The sequence below is a fragment of the Rhodocyclus tenuis genome (assembly GCF_014197755.1).
Classification (GTDB): domain Bacteria; phylum Pseudomonadota; class Gammaproteobacteria; order Burkholderiales; family Rhodocyclaceae; genus Rhodocyclus; species Rhodocyclus tenuis.
The window spans coordinates 93,346-110,129 of sequence record NZ_JACIGE010000012.1; the positions used below are offsets into that span (position 1 = coordinate 93,346).

General features: G+C 67.4%; 15 protein-coding genes. 8 read left to right on the plus strand and 7 right to left on the minus strand.

Annotation, left to right across the window (positions count from 1 at the left end; genetic code table 11):
* Positions 1 to 31 precede the first annotated feature (31 nt).
* The gene (gene xsc, locus GGD90_RS14990) at positions 32 to 1,783 is read right to left on the minus strand and encodes a sulfoacetaldehyde acetyltransferase (RefSeq protein ID WP_407690622.1); all 1,752 of its coding nucleotides are present in this window, start codon (positions 1,781 to 1,783) and stop codon (positions 32 to 34) included.
* 295 nt (positions 1,784 to 2,078) lie between these two features.
* Here xsc and GGD90_RS14995 point away from each other — a divergent pair, with 295 nt between their 5' ends.
* Positions 2,079 to 3,695, plus strand: a complete 1,617-nt coding sequence (locus tag GGD90_RS14995) for a GMC family oxidoreductase (RefSeq protein WP_153114747.1) — start codon at positions 2,079 to 2,081, stop codon at positions 3,693 to 3,695.
* 87 nt (positions 3,696 to 3,782) lie between these two features.
* Positions 3,783 to 4,448: a hypothetical protein gene (locus GGD90_RS15000; RefSeq protein ID WP_153114746.1), complete on the plus strand. Its 666-nt coding sequence runs from the start codon at positions 3,783 to 3,785 to the stop codon at positions 4,446 to 4,448.
* A 67-nt stretch (positions 4,449 to 4,515) separates the two neighbouring features.
* Here GGD90_RS15000 and GGD90_RS15005 read toward each other — a convergent pair whose 3' ends face one another.
* Positions 4,516 to 5,409, minus strand: a complete 894-nt coding sequence (locus tag GGD90_RS15005; protein ID WP_184415223.1) for an alpha/beta hydrolase — start codon at positions 5,407 to 5,409, stop codon at positions 4,516 to 4,518.
* Positions 5,410 to 5,523: 114 nt separating this feature from the next.
* Between GGD90_RS15005 and GGD90_RS15010 the strand changes: the two genes are divergently transcribed.
* Both GGD90_RS15010 and GGD90_RS15015 read left to right on the plus strand, forming a co-directional pair.
* Positions 5,524 to 6,588 (plus strand): hypothetical protein, encoded by a 1,065-nt coding sequence (locus tag GGD90_RS15010; RefSeq protein ID WP_221227794.1) that lies wholly within the window; start codon positions 5,524 to 5,526, stop codon positions 6,586 to 6,588.
* Positions 6,589 to 6,622: 34 nt separating this feature from the next.
* Entirely contained in the window at positions 6,623 to 6,871 is a 249-nt protein-coding gene (locus GGD90_RS15015; protein ID WP_221227795.1) for a hypothetical protein, read from the plus strand.
* A 52-nt stretch (positions 6,872 to 6,923) separates the two neighbouring features.
* Here GGD90_RS15015 and fusA read toward each other — a convergent pair whose 3' ends face one another.
* On the minus strand, positions 6,924 to 8,972 hold the full coding sequence (gene fusA, locus GGD90_RS15020) for an elongation factor G (protein WP_153114743.1): 2,049 nt from the start codon (positions 8,970 to 8,972) through the stop codon (positions 6,924 to 6,926).
* 379 nt (positions 8,973 to 9,351) lie between these two features.
* Here fusA and GGD90_RS15025 point away from each other — a divergent pair, with 379 nt between their 5' ends.
* The 4 genes from GGD90_RS15025 (at position 9,352) to GGD90_RS15040 (ending at position 11,937) form a co-directional block, all read left to right on the plus strand.
* Positions 9,352 to 9,843 (plus strand): hypothetical protein, encoded by a 492-nt coding sequence (locus tag GGD90_RS15025; protein ID WP_153114742.1) that lies wholly within the window; start codon positions 9,352 to 9,354, stop codon positions 9,841 to 9,843.
* A 210-nt stretch (positions 9,844 to 10,053) separates the two neighbouring features.
* A complete protein-coding gene (locus tag GGD90_RS15030) occupies positions 10,054 to 10,347 on the plus strand; it encodes an H-NS histone family protein (protein WP_153114741.1) in 294 nt (97 codons plus the stop codon).
* A 246-nt stretch (positions 10,348 to 10,593) separates the two neighbouring features.
* Positions 10,594 to 11,466, plus strand: a complete 873-nt coding sequence (locus GGD90_RS15035; RefSeq protein WP_184415225.1) for an N-acetylmuramoyl-L-alanine amidase — start codon at positions 10,594 to 10,596, stop codon at positions 11,464 to 11,466.
* 21 nt (positions 11,467 to 11,487) lie between these two features.
* Positions 11,488 to 11,937 carry a cupin domain-containing protein gene (locus GGD90_RS15040; protein WP_228273590.1) on the plus strand — a complete coding sequence of 150 codons (450 nt, stop codon included), beginning with the start codon at positions 11,488 to 11,490 and terminating at the stop codon, positions 11,935 to 11,937.
* Between the two features lie 132 nt (positions 11,938 to 12,069).
* Here the strand turns inward: GGD90_RS15040 and GGD90_RS15045 are convergent, their stop codons facing one another.
* The 4 genes from GGD90_RS15045 to GGD90_RS15060 form a co-directional block, all read right to left on the minus strand.
* Positions 12,070 to 12,462 (minus strand): YajD family HNH nuclease, encoded by a 393-nt coding sequence (locus tag GGD90_RS15045; protein ID WP_153114739.1) that lies wholly within the window; start codon positions 12,460 to 12,462, stop codon positions 12,070 to 12,072.
* A gap of 19 nt (positions 12,463 to 12,481) precedes the next feature.
* Positions 12,482 to 14,116, minus strand: a complete 1,635-nt coding sequence (pgm, locus tag GGD90_RS15050) for a phosphoglucomutase (alpha-D-glucose-1,6-bisphosphate-dependent) (RefSeq protein WP_153114738.1) — start codon at positions 14,114 to 14,116, stop codon at positions 12,482 to 12,484.
* A 147-nt stretch (positions 14,117 to 14,263) separates the two neighbouring features.
* Positions 14,264 to 15,649 (minus strand): 3'-5' exonuclease family protein, encoded by a 1,386-nt coding sequence (locus GGD90_RS15055; protein WP_153114737.1) that lies wholly within the window; start codon positions 15,647 to 15,649, stop codon positions 14,264 to 14,266.
* A 152-nt stretch (positions 15,650 to 15,801) separates the two neighbouring features.
* Positions 15,802 to 16,761 carry a DMT family transporter gene (locus GGD90_RS15060; protein WP_153114736.1) on the minus strand — a complete coding sequence of 320 codons (960 nt, stop codon included), beginning with the start codon at positions 16,759 to 16,761 and terminating at the stop codon, positions 15,802 to 15,804.
* Between the last annotated feature and the right edge of the window lie 23 nt (positions 16,762 to 16,784).

Sequence of the window (16,784 nt, forward strand, 5' to 3'; positions counted from 1 at the left end):
CAGACGGGGTGTGCGAAGCGGCGGTGGAATTTCAGATGGCGGCGCTGTACGCCGCGTACTTGTCGAGCAGCCGGCGCGGCGGCTTGAAGGCATCGCGGCGGAACGGGTCGCCGAGCGCCTGCGTCAGGCGCAGGTTGATCACCGTCGGCCGGTTGCTGGCGATCGCTTCCTGCAGCGCGCTGCCGACCTGATCCTCGTGCTCGACGGTGATGCCGTGGCCGCCCATCGCTTTCGCCACCTCGGCGAAGTTCGGGTTGGCGAGATCGGTGCCGAGGAAACGGCTGTTGAAGTAATCGATCTGGTTGCGCTTCTCGGCGCCCCACTGGCCGTTGTCGAAGACGACGGCGATTGCCGGGATGTTCTCGCGCACGCAGGTGAGCACCTCGGCCAGACTCATCCCCCAGGCACCGTCGCCGACGTAAGCGATCGACGGCCGCTCGGGACGGCCGACCTTGGCGCCGATGGCGGTCGGGTAGGCGTAGCCGCAGTTGCCGAAGGCCATCGCCGCGAAGAACGAGTTGGGTTCCTCGAACTGCAGGTAGCTGTTGGAGACCGAGCAGACGTTGCCGATGTCGGTGGCGACCATCGCGTTCTTCGGTCGTGCCTTGGCCAGTTCGGCGAGCGCACGGCGCGGGTCGACGCGGCCCGCCTCGTTGGCGCCGCGCAGGCTGTCGAGTTCCTGCTGCCACGCGGCGCGCGCGGCGCGGATGGCGGCAATGCGCGCTTCATTGCGCGGCCGTTCGCCGTGCAGGCTGCGCAATTCGCCGTAGATCGCCGCCGCGGCAGCCTTGGCGTCGCCGTGGATGCCGACCTCGACCGGCTTGACCAGCCCGATGACGCGGAAGTCGGCGTCAATCTGGATGATGCGCGCGTTCTTCGGCCAGTAGTCGAGCCCGTATTGCGGCAGCGTGCCGAAGGGGCCGAGCCGGCTGCCGAGCGCGAGAACGACATCGGCCTGTGCGATCAGCTTCATCGCTGCCTGCGAACCCTGGTAGCCAAGCGGGCCGGCGGCGAGTTCGTGGCTGGCGGGGAAGGTGTCGTTGTGCAGGTAGGAATTCACCACCGGCGCCGAAAGGTGCTCGGCGAGCGCAGTGAGTTCGGCGAGTGCGCCGGCGCTGCCGACGCCGCCGCCGGCAACGATCACCGGGAACTTCGCCGACGCCAGCAGTTCTGCCGCACGTTTGATCGCCGCGCTGTCGCCAGCGCCGCGCTGCACCGGGAAGGGCCGCGGAATCTCGGTTTCGATCTCGCCGTAGAAGTAGTCGCGCGGGATGTTCACCTGCGTCGGCCCGCGCTCGTGCAGCGCGTAGTGGAAGGCGCGCCCGGTCAGTTCGGCGATGCGCGACGGGCTGTTCACGTGCGTCTGCCACTTGGTGATCTTGGAGAAGATCGGCAGCTGTTCGGTTTCCTGGAAACCGCCGAGGCCGGCGGTAAGGCTGCCCGATTCGGGCGTGATCGCGACCACTGGCGAGTGCGCCCAGTAAGCGGCGGCGATGGCAGTGACGAAATTGGTGACGCCGGGTCCGTTCTGCGCGATGCAGACGCCGTGCCGGCCGGTGGCGCGGGCGTAGCCATCGGCCATGTGCGCGGCGTTCTGCTCGTGCGCGGTCGAGATGAAGCGGATGCCGGCGAGCGGGAAGAGGTCGTGCGCGTCCATGTAGGCCGAGCCGACGATGCCGAAGACGTCGGTGACGCCCTGCGCCACCAGCGTCTCAACAAAAGCTTCGGACGGTGTGACGCGCTGCTTGCCGGTATAAACGCGACGTGCGTCAGTCATGGTGATGCGCTCCGGCGGCGTGGCAGGGGGCGGACGGATAAGGGCTCGCCGCTTTCTTCGTAAGGTGCATGCAGGACTCCTCGCAGATCGAGCGATGGATTCTAGGAGTCGGCCCGCAGGCCCAATACGAAGTTATTTGCATACGCTCATACGCGAATCGACAGGATTGCCGATGTCATTCGCTTCGTTGGTGCATGAATTCATAAGAAATTGATCTTTCGTGCGGCCTCCTCGCCCGCGCTAGATTGCGGCCTCGCCACCGATTAACGGTTAACGATTCCGGCTCCGTTCCGGCCGCCATATGAGCACTCAGGCAGAGAGCACGCACGACTACATCATCATCGGCGCCGGATCGGCGGGTGCCACACTGGGTGCACGTCTGAGCGAGAACGGGCGCTATTCCGTATTGCTGCTCGAAGCCGGGCCCGCGGATCGTTCGCCATGGATCCATCTGCCGATCGGTTACGGCAAGACGATGTTTCACCCGGTGCTCAACTGGCGGCTCTACAGCGAGCCGGAAGTGGAAATGGCAGGTCGGCGCATCTACTGGCCGCGCGGGCGCTGTCTCGGCGGTTCAAGTTCGATCAACGGCCTGATCTACATCCGCGGTCAGGCCGAGGATTACGAGCGCTGGGCTGCGCTTGGCAACGCCGGCTGGGGCTGGCGGGATGTACTGCCTTATTTCATGCGCAGCGAGGATAACGCGCGTGGTTCCAGCGACTATCACGGTGCCGGCGGCCCGCTCGCGGTATCGGATATCGGCGCGTCGCACGAGCTGATGGAGGCGATCATCGCCGGCGCGCAATCGCTCGGTGTCGCGCGCAACGACGATTTCAACGGCGCGCAGCAGGAAGGCGTCGGCTATTTTCAGCTGACCACGCGCCGGGGAATTCGCTGTTCATCTGCCACCGCCTATCTGCGCCCGGCGCGCGCGCGGCACAATCTGCGCATCGAGACCGACGCGCAGGCGACGCGCCTGCTCTTTTCCGGATCACGCGCCAGTGGCGTCGAGTACCGGCAGCACGGCAAGCTGCGCGGTGCGACGGCAGCGCGCGAGGTAATTCTTGCCGCCGGTGCCGTGCACAGTCCGCAGCTGCTCGAACTGTCGGGCATCGGTGATGCGTCGCGTCTGGCGGCGCTCGGCATTCCGTTGCTGCGGCATCTTCCCGGCGTCGGCGAGAATCTGCAGGATCACCTGCAACTGCGCCTGATCTACAAGGTGGCCAAGCCGATCACCACCAACGACGATCTGCGCAATCTGGTCGGCAAGGCACGCATCGGCCTGCAATGGCTGTTCAAGCGCAGTGGGCCGCTGGCCATCGGCATCAACCAGGGTGGGCTGTTCACCCGTGTCCTGGCGGAATCGGCAACGCCGGACATCCAGTTCCATTTCGGTACGATCTCGGCGGAAATGGCCGGCGCCGACCCGCATCCCTGGTCCGGCTGCACCTTCTCGGTCTGCCAGCTGCGTCCCGAGTCGCGTGGCTCGATCCATGTGCACAGCCGCGACCCCGCGCTCGCGCCGCAGATCCGCCCGAACTACCTCGCGGCGGAAACCGACCGGCGCATTGCCGTGGCCGCTCTGCGCTACGCGCGCCGGCTGGCGGCCACCGTTGCACTGGCACCTTATCTGTCGGCGGAGTATCGGCCCGGACCTGAGGTCGCCAGCGACGAGCAATTGCTGCAGTTTGCCCGCGACTACGGCGCGACGATCTTCCACCCGGTGGGTACCTGCGCCATGGGCAATGGCGAACAGGCCGTCGTCGATCAGCGCCTGCGCGTCAGGGGCGTCTCCGGGCTGCGCGTCGCCGACGCCTCGATCATGCCGACGCTGGTGTCGGGGAACACCAATGCGCCGGCGATCATGATCGCCGAGAAAGCGGCGGCGATGATTCTTGAGGATGCCGCTGGCGCCTAGGCTGTAATTCGGTGGACATTTCTCGGCGGGCTTTTCGCTATCGGCCGGGCAAACGGTGGAGAATCGCGAAATCTTGTGTCCGCGGCGATGGCTCCCTTGCGCTTCCTGCTTGCCCTGTTTGCCCTTGCGTTCGTTGCTCCGGCTCGCGCCGACGAGTGCGACCGCCTGCCGCCGCCGTCGGTGACGCTGAAGCGCTTTGTCGAGCCGGTCACGGTCAATACGCAGTTCGGCTACCGCGAACTGACCCACCTCGGCGCGGCGATCGCCCGCCCCGGCGATCAGGTGCTCGGACTGACGCGCGGCACCGCCGTCGTCCGCGTGTCGACGCGCACGCCTTCGTATACCGATGCGACGCGGCGTTGGGAATGCGCCAGTCCGCAGCTGACGCTCTCCTACGGCTTCAGCCCGATGCTCGTCTACGTCGCGAAGGAGTTTCCCGCCGGCAGTTGTGCCTACGACGAAATCTACCGGCACGAACAGCGCCATGTGAGCACCTACCAGAAGCACCTGGAGGGCATCGAAAAGGAGCTGTCAGAAACGCTGAACCGCCGCTTCGCGACGAACCGGCCATGGCGCGGTCCGGCCGGGCAGACGGCGGTACAGCTGCAACAGGAACTGAACGAACGCTGGTTGCCCTACCTCAAGCGGCAGATCGAGCGTGTCGATGCGGCGCAGGCGCTGATCGACACGCCGGCGGAATACGCGCGCGTGATGAACAGCTGTCAGGGCGAAGTCAAACGCGGTTTGCGCTGAACGGCAGAATTTCCGGCCGTCGAGGGACGCACGTCACGCTTGCCGCCGCGCTGCCTTGCCCGCCGATCTACGCCGCCAGTCCGCGCGAGCGCCGCTCGCCACGTCGATCGTTCCAGTACGCTGCGTCCTCGGCCGTTTGCGCCGACGCCGGCTGCTCGGGCAGTCCCAACTTGTTTTCCAGCCAGCCGAGCATGTGCCGGGCGGCTGCTTCCCACTGCGGGTCGAGCATCAGCATGTGGCCGGCACCTTCGGCGCGGTACACCTCGGCGTTCCAGGTCGAACCCATGAAATGCAGCATCGACGCCGGGAAAACCTCGTCCTTGTCACCGCCGATGACCAGCGCCGGCAGCCGGCGCCGCTGATACGAGAGCCGGAATTCGGGCATCGCCATTTCCGAAACCGCGCGTTGCGATTCACGGCCGATCATCGGGATGAGTTTCGCGGCTTCCTGCGGCGAGACTTCGGGCGAGAAGTAGATCCGCGTCAGCAGTTCGATCACTTCCGGCGAAAACTTGCCGCTGGAGACCGCGTCGAGCGCCTGGAAGAACATCGGGTAGCGCAGCGCCAGCCGGCAGGCGCTGGCGGCCGTGCCCATGGTCGGGATCGGCGACAGGAAGATCGCCGCGCTGGCGTCCCCCGTTTCGAGGAAGCGCTCGACCACGCGCGATCCCATCGAATGGCCGATCAGCACCAGCGGCTGACCGATCTGGTCTACGGCGTAACGCAGGTCGGCGACATAGTCGTCGAGGCCGAAGTCGTCGATGCGTTCGTGGCCGGGGCTGCGCCCATGTCCCGACAGGTCAACGCTGAAACAGTCATGGCCGTGACGCTGGAAAAACGGGATGAAATTGAACTCCCAGCAGGTGGAATCGACATAGCCGCCGTGAACGAACAGCAGCGGGGTCCGGCGCGTGCCCGCGGTTGCCGGGTAGTTGTGAAGGCGCGGTGTTGCAGTTTTCATCGTGTGTATTTCCTCTCGTGCGCGCATTATCCTCCACGCTTCATTGCGCACGCCGGCTGATCTGCCTGCTGGCGCTCAACATGGCCGCTACCGGCGCCAGATTACGCTCTCATTGTGCATCTCTTCGTCGACATCTCCGCCCATGGACTCGGCCACCTCGCGATCAGCGCGCCGGTAATCGCCGCGCTCGCCGCGCTGCAGCCGCAGCTGCGCCTCAGTATCCGCAGCGGGCTGCCGAAGGTCGCACTGCAAAAGAGGATTCCGCTTCCCTTCACGCACATCGCGGCGGCCAGCGACTTCGGCTTCGTGATGCGCGACGCGACGCGCATCGACCTCGCCGCCAGCGCCGTCGCCTATCGCGCCGCGCATGCCGACTGGCCGGCACGCGTCGCCGCTGAGTCGGCCATGCTCGCCGAACTGGCACCCGATCTCGTTTTCAGCAACGTCAGCTATCTGCCGCTGGCCGGCGCGGCGGTGGCCGGGATTCCCGCGGCGGCGCTGTGCTCGCTCAACTGGGCCGGGCTGTTCGCGCATTTCTTCGCCGGTGAGCCCTGGGCACCCGCAATCCATCGCGAAATGCTCGCCGCCTATCGTTCGGCGCCGTTCCTGCGCACCTCGCCGGCGATGCCGATGAACGATCTCGGCCAGTGCGAGGATGTCGGCCTGATCGCACGGCTGGGCAGTCGCCAGAACCTGGGTCTGCCGCCGGGACTGCGCACAGTGCTGGTAGCCATGGGCGGCATCCGCCATCGCCTGCCGCTGGAAAACTGGCCGCGTCAGCCCGGCCTGCGCTGGCTGGTTCCCGGCGAGTGGCAGTGCACGCATCCCGACGCCATCGCTCAGGATTGCTTTGCGCTCGCCTTCACCGATCTGCTCGCTTCGGCCGACGCGGTGATCACCAAGCCCGGCTACGGCACCTTCACCGAGGCGGCGTGCAATGCCGTGCCGGTGCTCTATCAGCGTCGCGAAGACTGGCCCGAGCAGGACTGCCTGATCGACTGGCTGCAAGGGAATGCGCGTTGTCTGGAAGTATCGGCAGATCGGCTGCAGAGCGGTGATATCGCCGGCCAGCTCGATGCACTGTGGGCGATGCCGCAGGTCAAGGCGCCGCAAGCGAGTGGTGCCGAAGTCGCGGCGCGCCGTCTGCTGGCGCAGCTGCACGCGCCGGCTGGGCGTTAGGGTCAGTGCCGGCAAACGTCGGGAGAGGGGCGTAATGCGAACGCGACGAGGGGCGAGGATCAAAAGCTGGCTGCGGCGGCTGCTGCCGCTCCGTCGGCCGGAATCGCCTGAACTGGCGGCTGCCGCGGCCTTGCTCAGGGCGATCGACCGCGGTGGCATCCCGCTCAACCCGGCGAAAGTGAATGCCATCGCCCGTGACTTCGGCCTGGAAGTGTCGCCGAAGGCGCCGCTGGACGAGACGATCGGCCGCATCCGCGCGGCCGTCAGCCGCGCGCGGCGATGATTCTACGACCGGACTCCGCGCCCGGATTCCGGCCGGCGTCGCGCCGCTGCGCTCAGCCGCCGTTGCCGTGCCCGGCGAAACTGCGCGCCAGTACGCTCTGCACTTCGGCCGGTGCTGCCTCGTAGCCACCGGCTTCGAGGACGAACTCGCTCTCGCCGGCGCAGATCGCCTTCAGGCGCGTTTCGAAGCCGCTCATTTCGGCCATCGGCACGCGCGCGGCAATGAGCATCCAGCCGGCAGCCGGACTGTCGGTGCTGGTCAGCTTGCCGCGGCGCACGGAAAGCTCGCCGCTGACTTCGCCGAACAGCGCGTCGGCAACCTTGATGCGCACCTCGAGGATCGGCTCGAGCACCTGCGGCTGCGCGGCGATCACCGCCTCGATCAGCGCATGCCGGGCGGCGGTGGCAAACGACACCTCGTTCGAATCGACGGCGTGGTGCTTGCCGTCGGTGACGACGACGCGCAGGTCCTCGATCGGGAAGCCGGCGTAAGCGCCTTCGGCGAGCGCGTGGCGAACGCCTTTCTCGACCGCCGGCATGAAGTTGGTCGGGATCGCGCCGCCCTTGACCTCGTTGCCGAGCTGCAGGCCGGCGCCGCGCGGCAGCGGCTCGACGCGCAGCGCGACTTCGCCGAACTGACCGGAACCGCCGCTCTGCTTCTTGTGCCGGTAACGCGCTTCGGCGACGACCGAGATCGTCTCGCGGTAGGGGATCGCCGGCGGAGCGGTATCGAGCTGCAGGTTCCAGCGCGTCGCCAGTTCGTCGAGGACGATCTTAAGGTGCTGTTCGCCGAGGCCGCGCACGACGGTGTGCCGTCCGCGCGTGTCGTAGCTGACCTGCAGGCAGGGGTCTTCGTCGGTCAGCCGGGTCAGCGCTTCTGAGAGCTTCTGCTCGTCGGCAGGTTTCCTGGTCATCAGCGACAGCCCGAATACCGGCTGCGGGTAGGCCTGCGGCGCGAGGTGGAAATAGTCCTCGTCGTGCGAGTCGTGCACCACGGCGTTGCGGTGGATTTCGTCGACACGCGAGACGGCGCAAAGGTCGCCCGGTACGCCGACGGCAGTTTCCACCGAGTTGCGGCCCTGCAGGCGAAGCAGGTGCGCCACCTTGAACGGCTTGCGGCCGTCGCCGATGTAGAGCTGCGAGCCGTTGGTCACCTGCCCCTGATGCACGCGGAAGATGCCGAGTTTGCCGCGGTAGGGGTCGTTGGTGACCTGGAAGACATGGCCGACGAAGTGACGATCACGCTCCGGAACAAGCGCCACCGGCTGCGCCGTGGCGCCTTCGCCCTTGAAAAACTGCGGCGGATTGCCCTCGGTGGGATCGGGCGCGAGCTTGCAGAAAATGTCGAGCAGCTCGCGCACGCCGGCGCCGCTGCGCGCCGAAACAAAGCACACCGGCAGCAGATGCCCTTCGCGCAGCGCCTGCTCGAAGGGCGCGTGCAACTGCTCGGGGTCGAGCGACTCGCCCTGCTCGAGGTATTGCGCCATGAGGTCTTCGTCGAGTTCGACGATCTGGTCGACGATCGCGTCATGCGCCGCAGCGACGCTGGAAAAGACGGTCTTCGCCGCCGGGTCGGGTGCGAAGAAACAGTCGACGACACGGCTGCCGTCTGCGCTCGGCAGGTTGATCGGCAGACATTCGCGGCCGAATTCGCTGACGATGGCTTGCATCAGCGCAACATAATCGACGCCGGGGATGTCGATCTTGTTGACCACGATCATCCGGCACTTGCCTTGCGCCGCGGTCAGCATGCGCCGCGTGCCGCTTTCCACGCCGGCGCCGGCATTGATCACCACCACCGCCGTCTCGACCGCCGGCAGCGTCGCCAGCGCCCGCCCGGCGAGATCGGGCAGTCCCGGCGTGTCGAGCAGATTGGCCCAGTGCCCGGCCCACTCCAGATGCACCAGCGCGGCGTGCAGCGAATGCCCCATCGCCTTTTCCTGCGGCTCGAAATCGGAGACGGTGTCGCCGCGTTCGACGCTGCCGGCGGCGCCGATGGCGCCGGAGGCGGCAAGCAGGGCCTCGACCAGCGTGGTTTTGCCGCTGCCCGTCTGGCCGAGCAGGCTGAGATTGCGGATGTCGTGAACCGTGCTGGGGGTCATTGCCGTTCTCCCTGAGTTTGTCTTTTTGTGCTCGGCTCAAGTTTCCGCCTGTGCTGCGGCGAAGGCAATGCATCCTTGCCGGCGGCACCGGTGCGGCGGCAGAGTTCCCGCCGGATCGGGACGGAATGCGCTGCTGCGCCCTTCGCCCGGCAAGGAAGCGGCGCCTCCCCGGCATGGTGCTGATCCGTGAACTGCGCGAAAACGCCGGCTATTTGCAGAATCAATGCAGGCTGACGCTGTCTGCTTGAGACGCAGGGCTTACACTCGCTCCCTCGCCAGCCCGAGCGTCATGGCTTGCCAGGTTTTCTGCCGGTGGTCACGGGTTTTTCGCGGACCTGACCGGTGGCTTTCTGTTCATCAAGTATTCAAGGCTTATTCCATGCACCCGATTCACGATGTTGATGTCCTCCTCTTATTGGCGACCGCTCTGGCTTCGAAAAGGCGTCCGGCCGAACTTGTCGAAATCATCGCCGCAGCCGATTTTCTGCAGGGCAGCATTCCTGCCGAAGCCAAATTCAGCGATTCGCTTTCCCGGCTTTCGGCGCACGGATTGATTGCCCAGGCGGACGAGGGTTTATCGCTGACGCCGGAGGCGCAGAAACTGATCGAGGCGCGGCCGAAAAAACTCGAACCGGCCGAACGCCTGCTGGCGGTCAGGGAGAAACTCGCGCTCTGGAAAGTGGCTGCTGAATTCGCTGTCGTGGAGATTTCCGCGCCACTCTGGCAGGCGGCGATTATTGCCCACCGCGCTGCCGCCGAAGGCGCCGGCAAGAACCTGCTGGTGGCGAAACCCAAACCGGCGGATTCCGATCAGCGGCGTCCCGGACAGCGCCAGCGGAAGCCTTTTCCGGGCCATCGACGCCGCGATTGAATAGTCGGCATTGCGGCTGGAAATTATTCCGACACCTTATGCCGTTTTGATTTTTCGGCAGCGCTTCCCGGCTAATTTTCGGCAAGGCTGCGCGAATATGCGCAGCGGCCCGGTTGAATAAGCGGGCCGATAGCGCTTCCAAAAATACTGGCGCCGGGATATTATTTTCGCGGGACAATTTCTCCCTTAACAATTAAAAAGGAAAATTCCATGTCGACTTATGCAGCCTTGCAGCAGCAAATCGCCGAACTCCAGAAACAGGCCGAAGAAGTTCGTCGTCAGGAAACCGCTCAGGTCATCGCCGACATCAAGGCCACCATGGCGCAATACGGCATTACCGTCGCCGATCTTTCCTCTCCCGCCAAGCGCACCGGTGCGGTCGTCAAGGCCAAGTATCGCGACCCGGTTTCCGGCAAGGAATGGTCCGGTCGCGGTATTCAACCGAAGTGGCTGCGTGAAGCCGTTGCTGCCGGTCGTACCCGCGAAGAGTTTGCCGTCGGCTGATTGTCCGGCTACCCGCGAGTTCGCCCGGAATCTCCGGGAGTCCCGATGACGATGCCAGGGCCCGGACAGCGCTTCGGGCCGGCAGGGAGGTTTGTAATCGGTTCGCCCGTCGCAGCAATACTCGTGGCAATGCCCGCTGCACTGCTCACGGCGGCTTTCCGACCGGCTGAGCGAGTTCCTTCGCGCTCGCTTTCCCGGTCGCTTCATTCCTTTCCGCCACGTGTCGGCGCATCGCGCCAGCGTGGTGTGCCAGCTGCGCTGACGGTGCTGCTGACGCTGGGCCTCGCCGCCTGCGCGCCGCTCGCGCCGCAGCAGGGGGCTGGTACATGGGTGCCGTCGCCGAATTTCGATCAGCGGCGACCCAATTACGTCATCCTGCACCAGACCAGCAACGACAACACGCAACGCGCGCTGGCGACGCTCACCGATCCTCGGCGCAAGGTCAGCGCGCATTACCTGATCGGTCGCGACGGAACCGTGCTGCAGCTGGTCGATGAAAATGCGCGCGCCTGGCACGCCGGCGCCTCGTGGTGGGGCGGTAGTACCGACCTCAACTCGGCGTCGCTCGGCATCGAACTCGACAATACCGGCGACGAAGCCTTCGCCGAAGCGCAGCTCGTCGCGCTGCTGGCGCTGCTCGACGAGCTGCGCAGCCGCCACCGCATTCCGGCGGCAAACTTCCTCGCGCACGGCGACGTTGCGCCGGGGCGCAAGGTCGATCCGAGCGCTTTCTTCCCCTGGCAGCGACTCGCCCGCCACGGATTCGGTCTGTGGTGCGACGCGCCGCCGCCGGCAGCACCGCCGGGTTTTGACCCTGCGCTCGGCCTGCGTGCGCTCGGCTACGATCCGCTGAAGCCCGTCGCCGCGCGGCAGGCCTTCCGCCGCCATTTTGTTGCCGGCAGCAGCGCTGTTCCGGGTGAAACCGGTAGCGACACGAACGGCGCTGGCGGCGAAGAGCGGAGCGGTGAGGCGGCGCCAGTCCGCGAACCTGAGCGTGCCGTCGACAGCGCCGGCGAACTGTCGCCTGGCGAGCAGGGGCTGCTCTATTGCCTGCTGCAGCAACAGGCGTCGCCCGCGCTGCGCAGCGCGCCGCCGCCATCGGCCAGCAAGGGCGGCTGAGAGCGGAAAGCGAGGCTTGCCATGAGCACCCCCGACGCCAATTCCCGCGACGCTCCCGAAGCCCGCGACGCTGACTCGACCGCGCCTGCTGCCGTGCAGGGAAATCTCTTCGCCGCACTGCCGACGGCGGCGGAAATACCGGCAGCGCTTGCTGCCGGCGAGCGCTTCGACCGCCTGCTGCAGCGGCCCGGCCTGCGCCTTGAGCGCATCGTGTCCACCGGTCAGGCGAGCCCGCCCGGCTTCTGGTACGAGCAGGCCGACGCCGAGTGGGTCGTACTGCTCACCGGGGCCGCGACACTGCGCTTTGCTGACGAGGCCGCGGCGCGCAGTTTGCAGGCGGGCGACTGGCTGTACATCGCGCCCGGCCGCCGTCATCGCGTCGAGTCGACCGATGCGGCAAGGCCGAGCGTCTGGCTGGCGCTGCATTTCGCTGAAAGCGGGAGCGAAGGCGTCGCGACAGCCGCCGACTGAGCCGCGGAACGCAGCTACGGCCGACGGACGATTTTCAGCCAGCGCGGCGGTTATCCTGCCTGCGCCGGTATAAGGCTGAAAATCACAATATAAACAAATAGTTAGTGATTTTCCGGGCGGCCGCAGCCGCGCTCAGGAATCCGCCGGCTTGTTGCCCTTGAGCAGACCCTGCAGTGCGGCAAACGGCGAGTGCGTCGCGCCGCCGCCGCTGCGGCCACTGCCGCCACCGCCTGCGCCGCCCACTCCGCGCTGCGCCAGTTCGAGTTGCTTCTGGTGCTCGTTGTCGTGGCAATAGAGGCACAACAGTTCCCAGTTGCTGCCGTCGGGCGGGTTGTTGTCGTGGTTGTGGTCGCGGTGGTGCACGGTCAGTTCGCGCAGGTTGCTGTGCGTGAATTCGCGCGCGCAGCGGCCGCAGATCCACGGATAGATCTTCAGCGCCCGCTCGCGATAGCCCTTGTCGCGTTCGTCGCGCGCCTTGCGCGCTTCGAGAACGACGCGGTCGAGGCGGCTGTGGTCGATGGCCATGGCGCTTCTCCCTTGCAGCTCAGCGTAGTGCGGCGTCGAGGATCAGCTTCGCCTCGCGCACGATTTCCTGCAGGTGTTCGGCGCTGCGGAAGCTCTCGGCGTAGAGCTTGTAGATGTCCTCGGTGCCGGACGGACGCGCGGCGAACCAGCCGTAGTCGCTGCTCACCTTGAGTCCGCCGATCGGCGCGTCGTTGCCGGCAGCGCGCGTCTGCCGGGCGACGATCGGGTCGCCGGCCAGCATCGGCGCACTGATGCGCTCGCCGGTGAGTTGCTTGAACGCGGCTTTCTGCGCGGCGGAGGCTGGTGCATCGATACGCAGGTAGTAGGGCGTGCCGAAGCGCGCGGCCAGATCGAGGTAATGCTGGCCGGGGTCGCGGCCGGTGACGGCGGTGATTTCGGCGGCGAGCAGGCCGAGGATGATGCCGTCCTTGTCGGTGGTCCACACCGAACCGTCGCGGCGCAGGAAGCTGGCGCCGGCGCTTTCCTCGCCACCGAAGCACAGGCTGCCGTCGAGCAGTCCGGCCGAGAACCACTTGAAGCCGACCGGCACTTCGAGCACGCGCCGGCCGAGCGCGCCGACGACGCGGTCGATCAGCCCGCTCGACACCAGCGTCTTGCCGACCGCCGCCTGCGCCGGCCACTGCGGCCGGTGCGTCAGCAGGTAGTTGATGGCGACGGCGAGGTAGTGGTTCGGATTGAGCAGGCCGAGCGAGGGCGTGACGATGCCGTGGCGGTCGACGTCGGCGTCGTTGCCCCAGGCGATGGCGAAGCGGTCTTTCAGGCCGACCAGCCCGGCCATGGCGAAGGGGCTCGAGCAATCCATGCGGATCTTGCCGTCGTGGTCGAGCGGCATGAAGGCAAAGGCCGGATCGACGCCGGGATTGACGATCTCGATGTCGAGTCCGTAGCGCTCGGCGATCGGCTGCCAGTAGGCGACGGCGGCACCGCCGAGCGGATCGACGCCGATTTTCAGCCCGGCACTGCGGATCGCCGCCATGTCGATCACCTGCTCGAGGTCGGCGACGTAGGGCGCGACAAAGTCCTCGGCGACCAGATGCGGCGCCGCCAGCGCGGCCGCGTAGTCCAGCCGCTTCACCTCACGGTTGCCGTCGGCCATCAGCGCGTTGGCGCGCTTCTCGATCCAGCCGGTGACGTCGGTGTCGGCCGGGCCGCCGTTGGGCGGGTTGTACTTGATGCCGCCATCGCGCGGCGGATTGTGCGAGGGCGTGATGACGATGCCGTCGGCGGCGTCGCCGGGGTGCTGGCGGTTGTGTTCGAGGATGGCGCGCGAGATCACCGGCGTCGGCGTGTAGCCGTCGTCGGCCTGATAGCGCGTCAGCACGCCGTTGGCGGCGAGTACCGACAGCGCCGTGCGCTGCGCCGGCGCCGACAGCGCGTGCGTGTCCTTGCCGAGAAAGAGCGGTCCGGCAATGCCTTGCGACGCGCGGTATTCGCAGATCGCCTGCGTGATGGCGAGGATGTGCGCCTCGTTGAAACTGCCGGCCAGCGCGCTGCCGCGGTGGCCGCTGGTGCCGAAGGCGACGCGCTGCGCCGGGTCATTGCTATCCGGCGTGTTGGCGTAGGCCGCGAGCAGCGCGGGAATGTCGGTGAGATAGTCGGCGGGAGCCGGCTGTCCGGCGAGCGGGTGGGTCATCTGGGTCGTCCTGAACGGGGAGAAATTCGCTGCTGCAATGTTACCCGCATCGTGCTTTGCGGATGCGGGCTGGCGTCACCGACAGCCGGCGACGCGGGCTTTCGTGGCGCAGGCGGCACGCGGCGGTTCCCGGCGCACGCCGATGGCTCAGGCGGTGACGGCTGCCGGCAGCGCGCGCAGCCGCGCGGCGTGCTTGACGAGGATGCGGTAGGTGTCGCGGTCGAAGGCCGGCGTGCCATGGTCGAGCAGTTCGGCGAGTTCGGCCTCGTCGCGTGCGCTGCCGAGATGGCACCAGTGATCGACGACATGCTGCAGATCGCCCTCGGCGAGCAGCGCCGGGCTGGCGAAGGGCCAGCTTTGCAGGCGCCAGCCGGCGAGCGCCTGCTGCAGGCGCAGGCTGTGCTGGACCGGCGATTCAGCGCCGATGCAAGCGCCGCGGCAACGGCCGAGCTGTTGCGCAAAGCAGGCTTTGCCGGGCGAGCCTTCGAGCCCGAGCATGCTCAGGCAGAGCGCGTGCTCGCCGGCGAGCTTGGTCAGTGCCGTGCGTGCCTGCCGCGCGCTGGTGTACAGCCCGTAAAGCGCCTGCTGGCCGCCGCGTTCGAGGTCGCGCGCCTGCACCAGCTCGGGCTGCCAGTGGCCGGGGCTGCGTTCGATCAGGCGCCAGCTGCAGCAGTCGCGGTTGCGGCGCAGCTGGCGGTTGTGCAGCGGCTGCAGTTCCTTGACCAGCCGCGCTTCACAGAGCAGCGCGTCCACCTCGCCGGCGCAGGCGATCGTCTCGATGCGGCGCACCTGCTGCGCCAGCGCCATTTCCCGGGCGGCACGGTGGTCGGCGGCGAAGTGCGCGAGCACACGCCGGCGCAGGTGCAGGCTCTTGCCGACGTAGAGCGGCAGCCCGTTCTCGCCGAAAAAGAGGTAGACGCCGCAGCCTTCGGGCAGCGCGTCGACGTCGGTGGCATCGAGCCAGGCCGGCAGGCTCGGCTTCTCCGCCGCTTCCTGCAACGCCGCGGCGAGGGCTGCCGGCGGCTGGCTGGCGGCGACGATGCGCCAGAAATCGTGGATCGCCAGCGCGTCGCCGAGCGCGCGGTGCCGCTCGCGGCGAACGATGCCGTGGCGTTCGATGACGCTGTCGAGGTTATGCCGCGCCGACTGCGGATAGAGTCGGCGCGACAGCTTGACCGTGCACAGCACGGCGGCGCGGAAGTCGATGCCGACGCGGCGCAGCTCGCTCTTGAGAAAGCCGTAGTCGAAGCGCGCGTTGTGCGCGACGAAGACGCAGCCGTCGAGCCGCTGGCAGACCTCGGCGGCGATCTCGGCGAAGCTCGGCGCGGCGGCGACCATGGCGTCGCTGATGCCGGTCAGGCGGGTGATGAATTCGGGAATGTGCCGCTGCGGATTGACCAGCTGGCTCCACGACTGGCTGACACCGTCGACCAGCGTGACGATGGCGATTTCGGTGATACGGTCGACGCTCGCCGTGCTGCCGGTCGTTTCCAGGTCGACGAAAGCGAGCGGGCGGTCGGACAGGGCGGGCATGAGTCGGGTCTGAGAGAGGTGACGGAGAGAGCGGACGGAGAAGGTGGGCAGCGAAAGCGGGCAGAAAACAAGGCGCGGACACGAAACAGCGGTGGGCAGGAAACGTTTCTAACCCGCCGGCCACCTCGCTGGCAAGCGGTGTGAGCGCCTGCTCAGCGCGGACGTGCGGCGCGCACGCCGAGCAGCACGCCGGCGACGAGCAGCGCGATGCCGGCAAGGCTCGCCGGCGTCGGCGTTTCGCCGCGCCAGACGTAGGCGTAGGCGAAGGCGGCGAGCGTCTCGAAAACGATCAGCTGGCCCGATAGCGCGGTCGGCAGCAGCTGGCTGGCGCGGTTCCACAGGCGCGTGCCGAGCCACGAGGCGAGCAGGCCGATGAGCAGCATCAGGCCGACGAACTTTTCCGGCGTCGGCCCGAGCGGCCAGGCGAAAGCGGCGTCGGCCGGCGTCGTTGCCGAGACCACGGCAAAAACGAGCAGCGCCAGCGGCAGCGTCGCCAGCCCCTGCGCCGTCGCCCACACGCCGGAATCAAGCTGCGGCCGCGCCTGCAGCCAGCGCGCATTGCGGATCGGATACCAGGTCCAGCAGGCGAGCGCGCCGATGGCGAGCAGCGCGCCAGCCAGTGTGTCGCCGGCGCTGAAGTTGAAACCATGCCCATCGGCGAGCGTCGCCAGACGCGCCGCTTCCTCGCGGTGCACCAGCACGATGCCGGCGGCGATCACCATGAGCGGTGGCAGCAGCCGGCGCCAAGCGATGCCACGGTCGCCGAGATTGGCACAGACGGCGATGACGATCGGCAGCGTGCCGATGATCATCGTCGGCAAGGGCGCGTCGGCGCGCTGGATCGCCGAGGCGAGCAGCGCGTAGTAGAGCAGGTTGCCGATCGCCGCCAGTTCGAAGGCGCGCCGCCAGTCGGCAGCGCTGAGCTGGCTCAGCGCGCGCCGGCTGCGCAGCGCCAGCGGCAGCGCAACGAGGCCGAAAGCGAGGTAACGCCCGACCGCCAGCAACAGCGGCGGGTAGTCGATCAGCATCAGCGGCGCGACGAAGACCAGCCCCCAGGCGAGTCCGGCGCCGAGGGCGCAGGCGATTCCGGTGAGCGTGGCGGACTGTGACATCGGGCGGGTCGTGGGCGGCAGAG

Coding starts and splice junctions, on each gene's coding strand:
- GGD90_RS14995 (WP_153114747.1), top strand. CDS start 2,079: ATGAGCACTCAGGCAGAGAGCACGCACGACTACATCATCATCGGCGCC.
- GGD90_RS15000 (WP_153114746.1), top strand. CDS start 3,783: ATGGCTCCCTTGCGCTTCCTGCTTGCCCTGTTTGCCCTTGCGTTCGTT.
- GGD90_RS15005 (WP_184415223.1), bottom strand. CDS start 5,409: ATGAAAACTGCAACACCGCGCCTTCACAACTACCCGGCAACCGCGGGC.
- GGD90_RS15015 (WP_221227795.1), top strand. CDS start 6,623: ATGCGAACGCGACGAGGGGCGAGGATCAAAAGCTGGCTGCGGCGGCTG.
- fusA (WP_153114743.1), bottom strand. CDS start 8,972: ATGACCCCCAGCACGGTTCACGACATCCGCAATCTCAGCCTGCTCGGC.
- GGD90_RS15025 (WP_153114742.1), top strand. CDS start 9,352: ATGCACCCGATTCACGATGTTGATGTCCTCCTCTTATTGGCGACCGCT.
- GGD90_RS15030 (WP_153114741.1), top strand. CDS start 10,054: ATGTCGACTTATGCAGCCTTGCAGCAGCAAATCGCCGAACTCCAGAAA.
- GGD90_RS15040 (WP_228273590.1), top strand. CDS start 11,488: ATGAGCACCCCCGACGCCAATTCCCGCGACGCTCCCGAAGCCCGCGAC.
- GGD90_RS15045 (WP_153114739.1), bottom strand. CDS start 12,462: ATGGCCATCGACCACAGCCGCCTCGACCGCGTCGTTCTCGAAGCGCGC.
- pgm (WP_153114738.1), bottom strand. CDS start 14,116: ATGACCCACCCGCTCGCCGGACAGCCGGCTCCCGCCGACTATCTCACC.
- GGD90_RS15055 (WP_153114737.1), bottom strand. CDS start 15,649: ATGCCCGCCCTGTCCGACCGCCCGCTCGCTTTCGTCGACCTGGAAACG.
- GGD90_RS15060 (WP_153114736.1), bottom strand. CDS start 16,761: ATGTCACAGTCCGCCACGCTCACCGGAATCGCCTGCGCCCTCGGCGCC.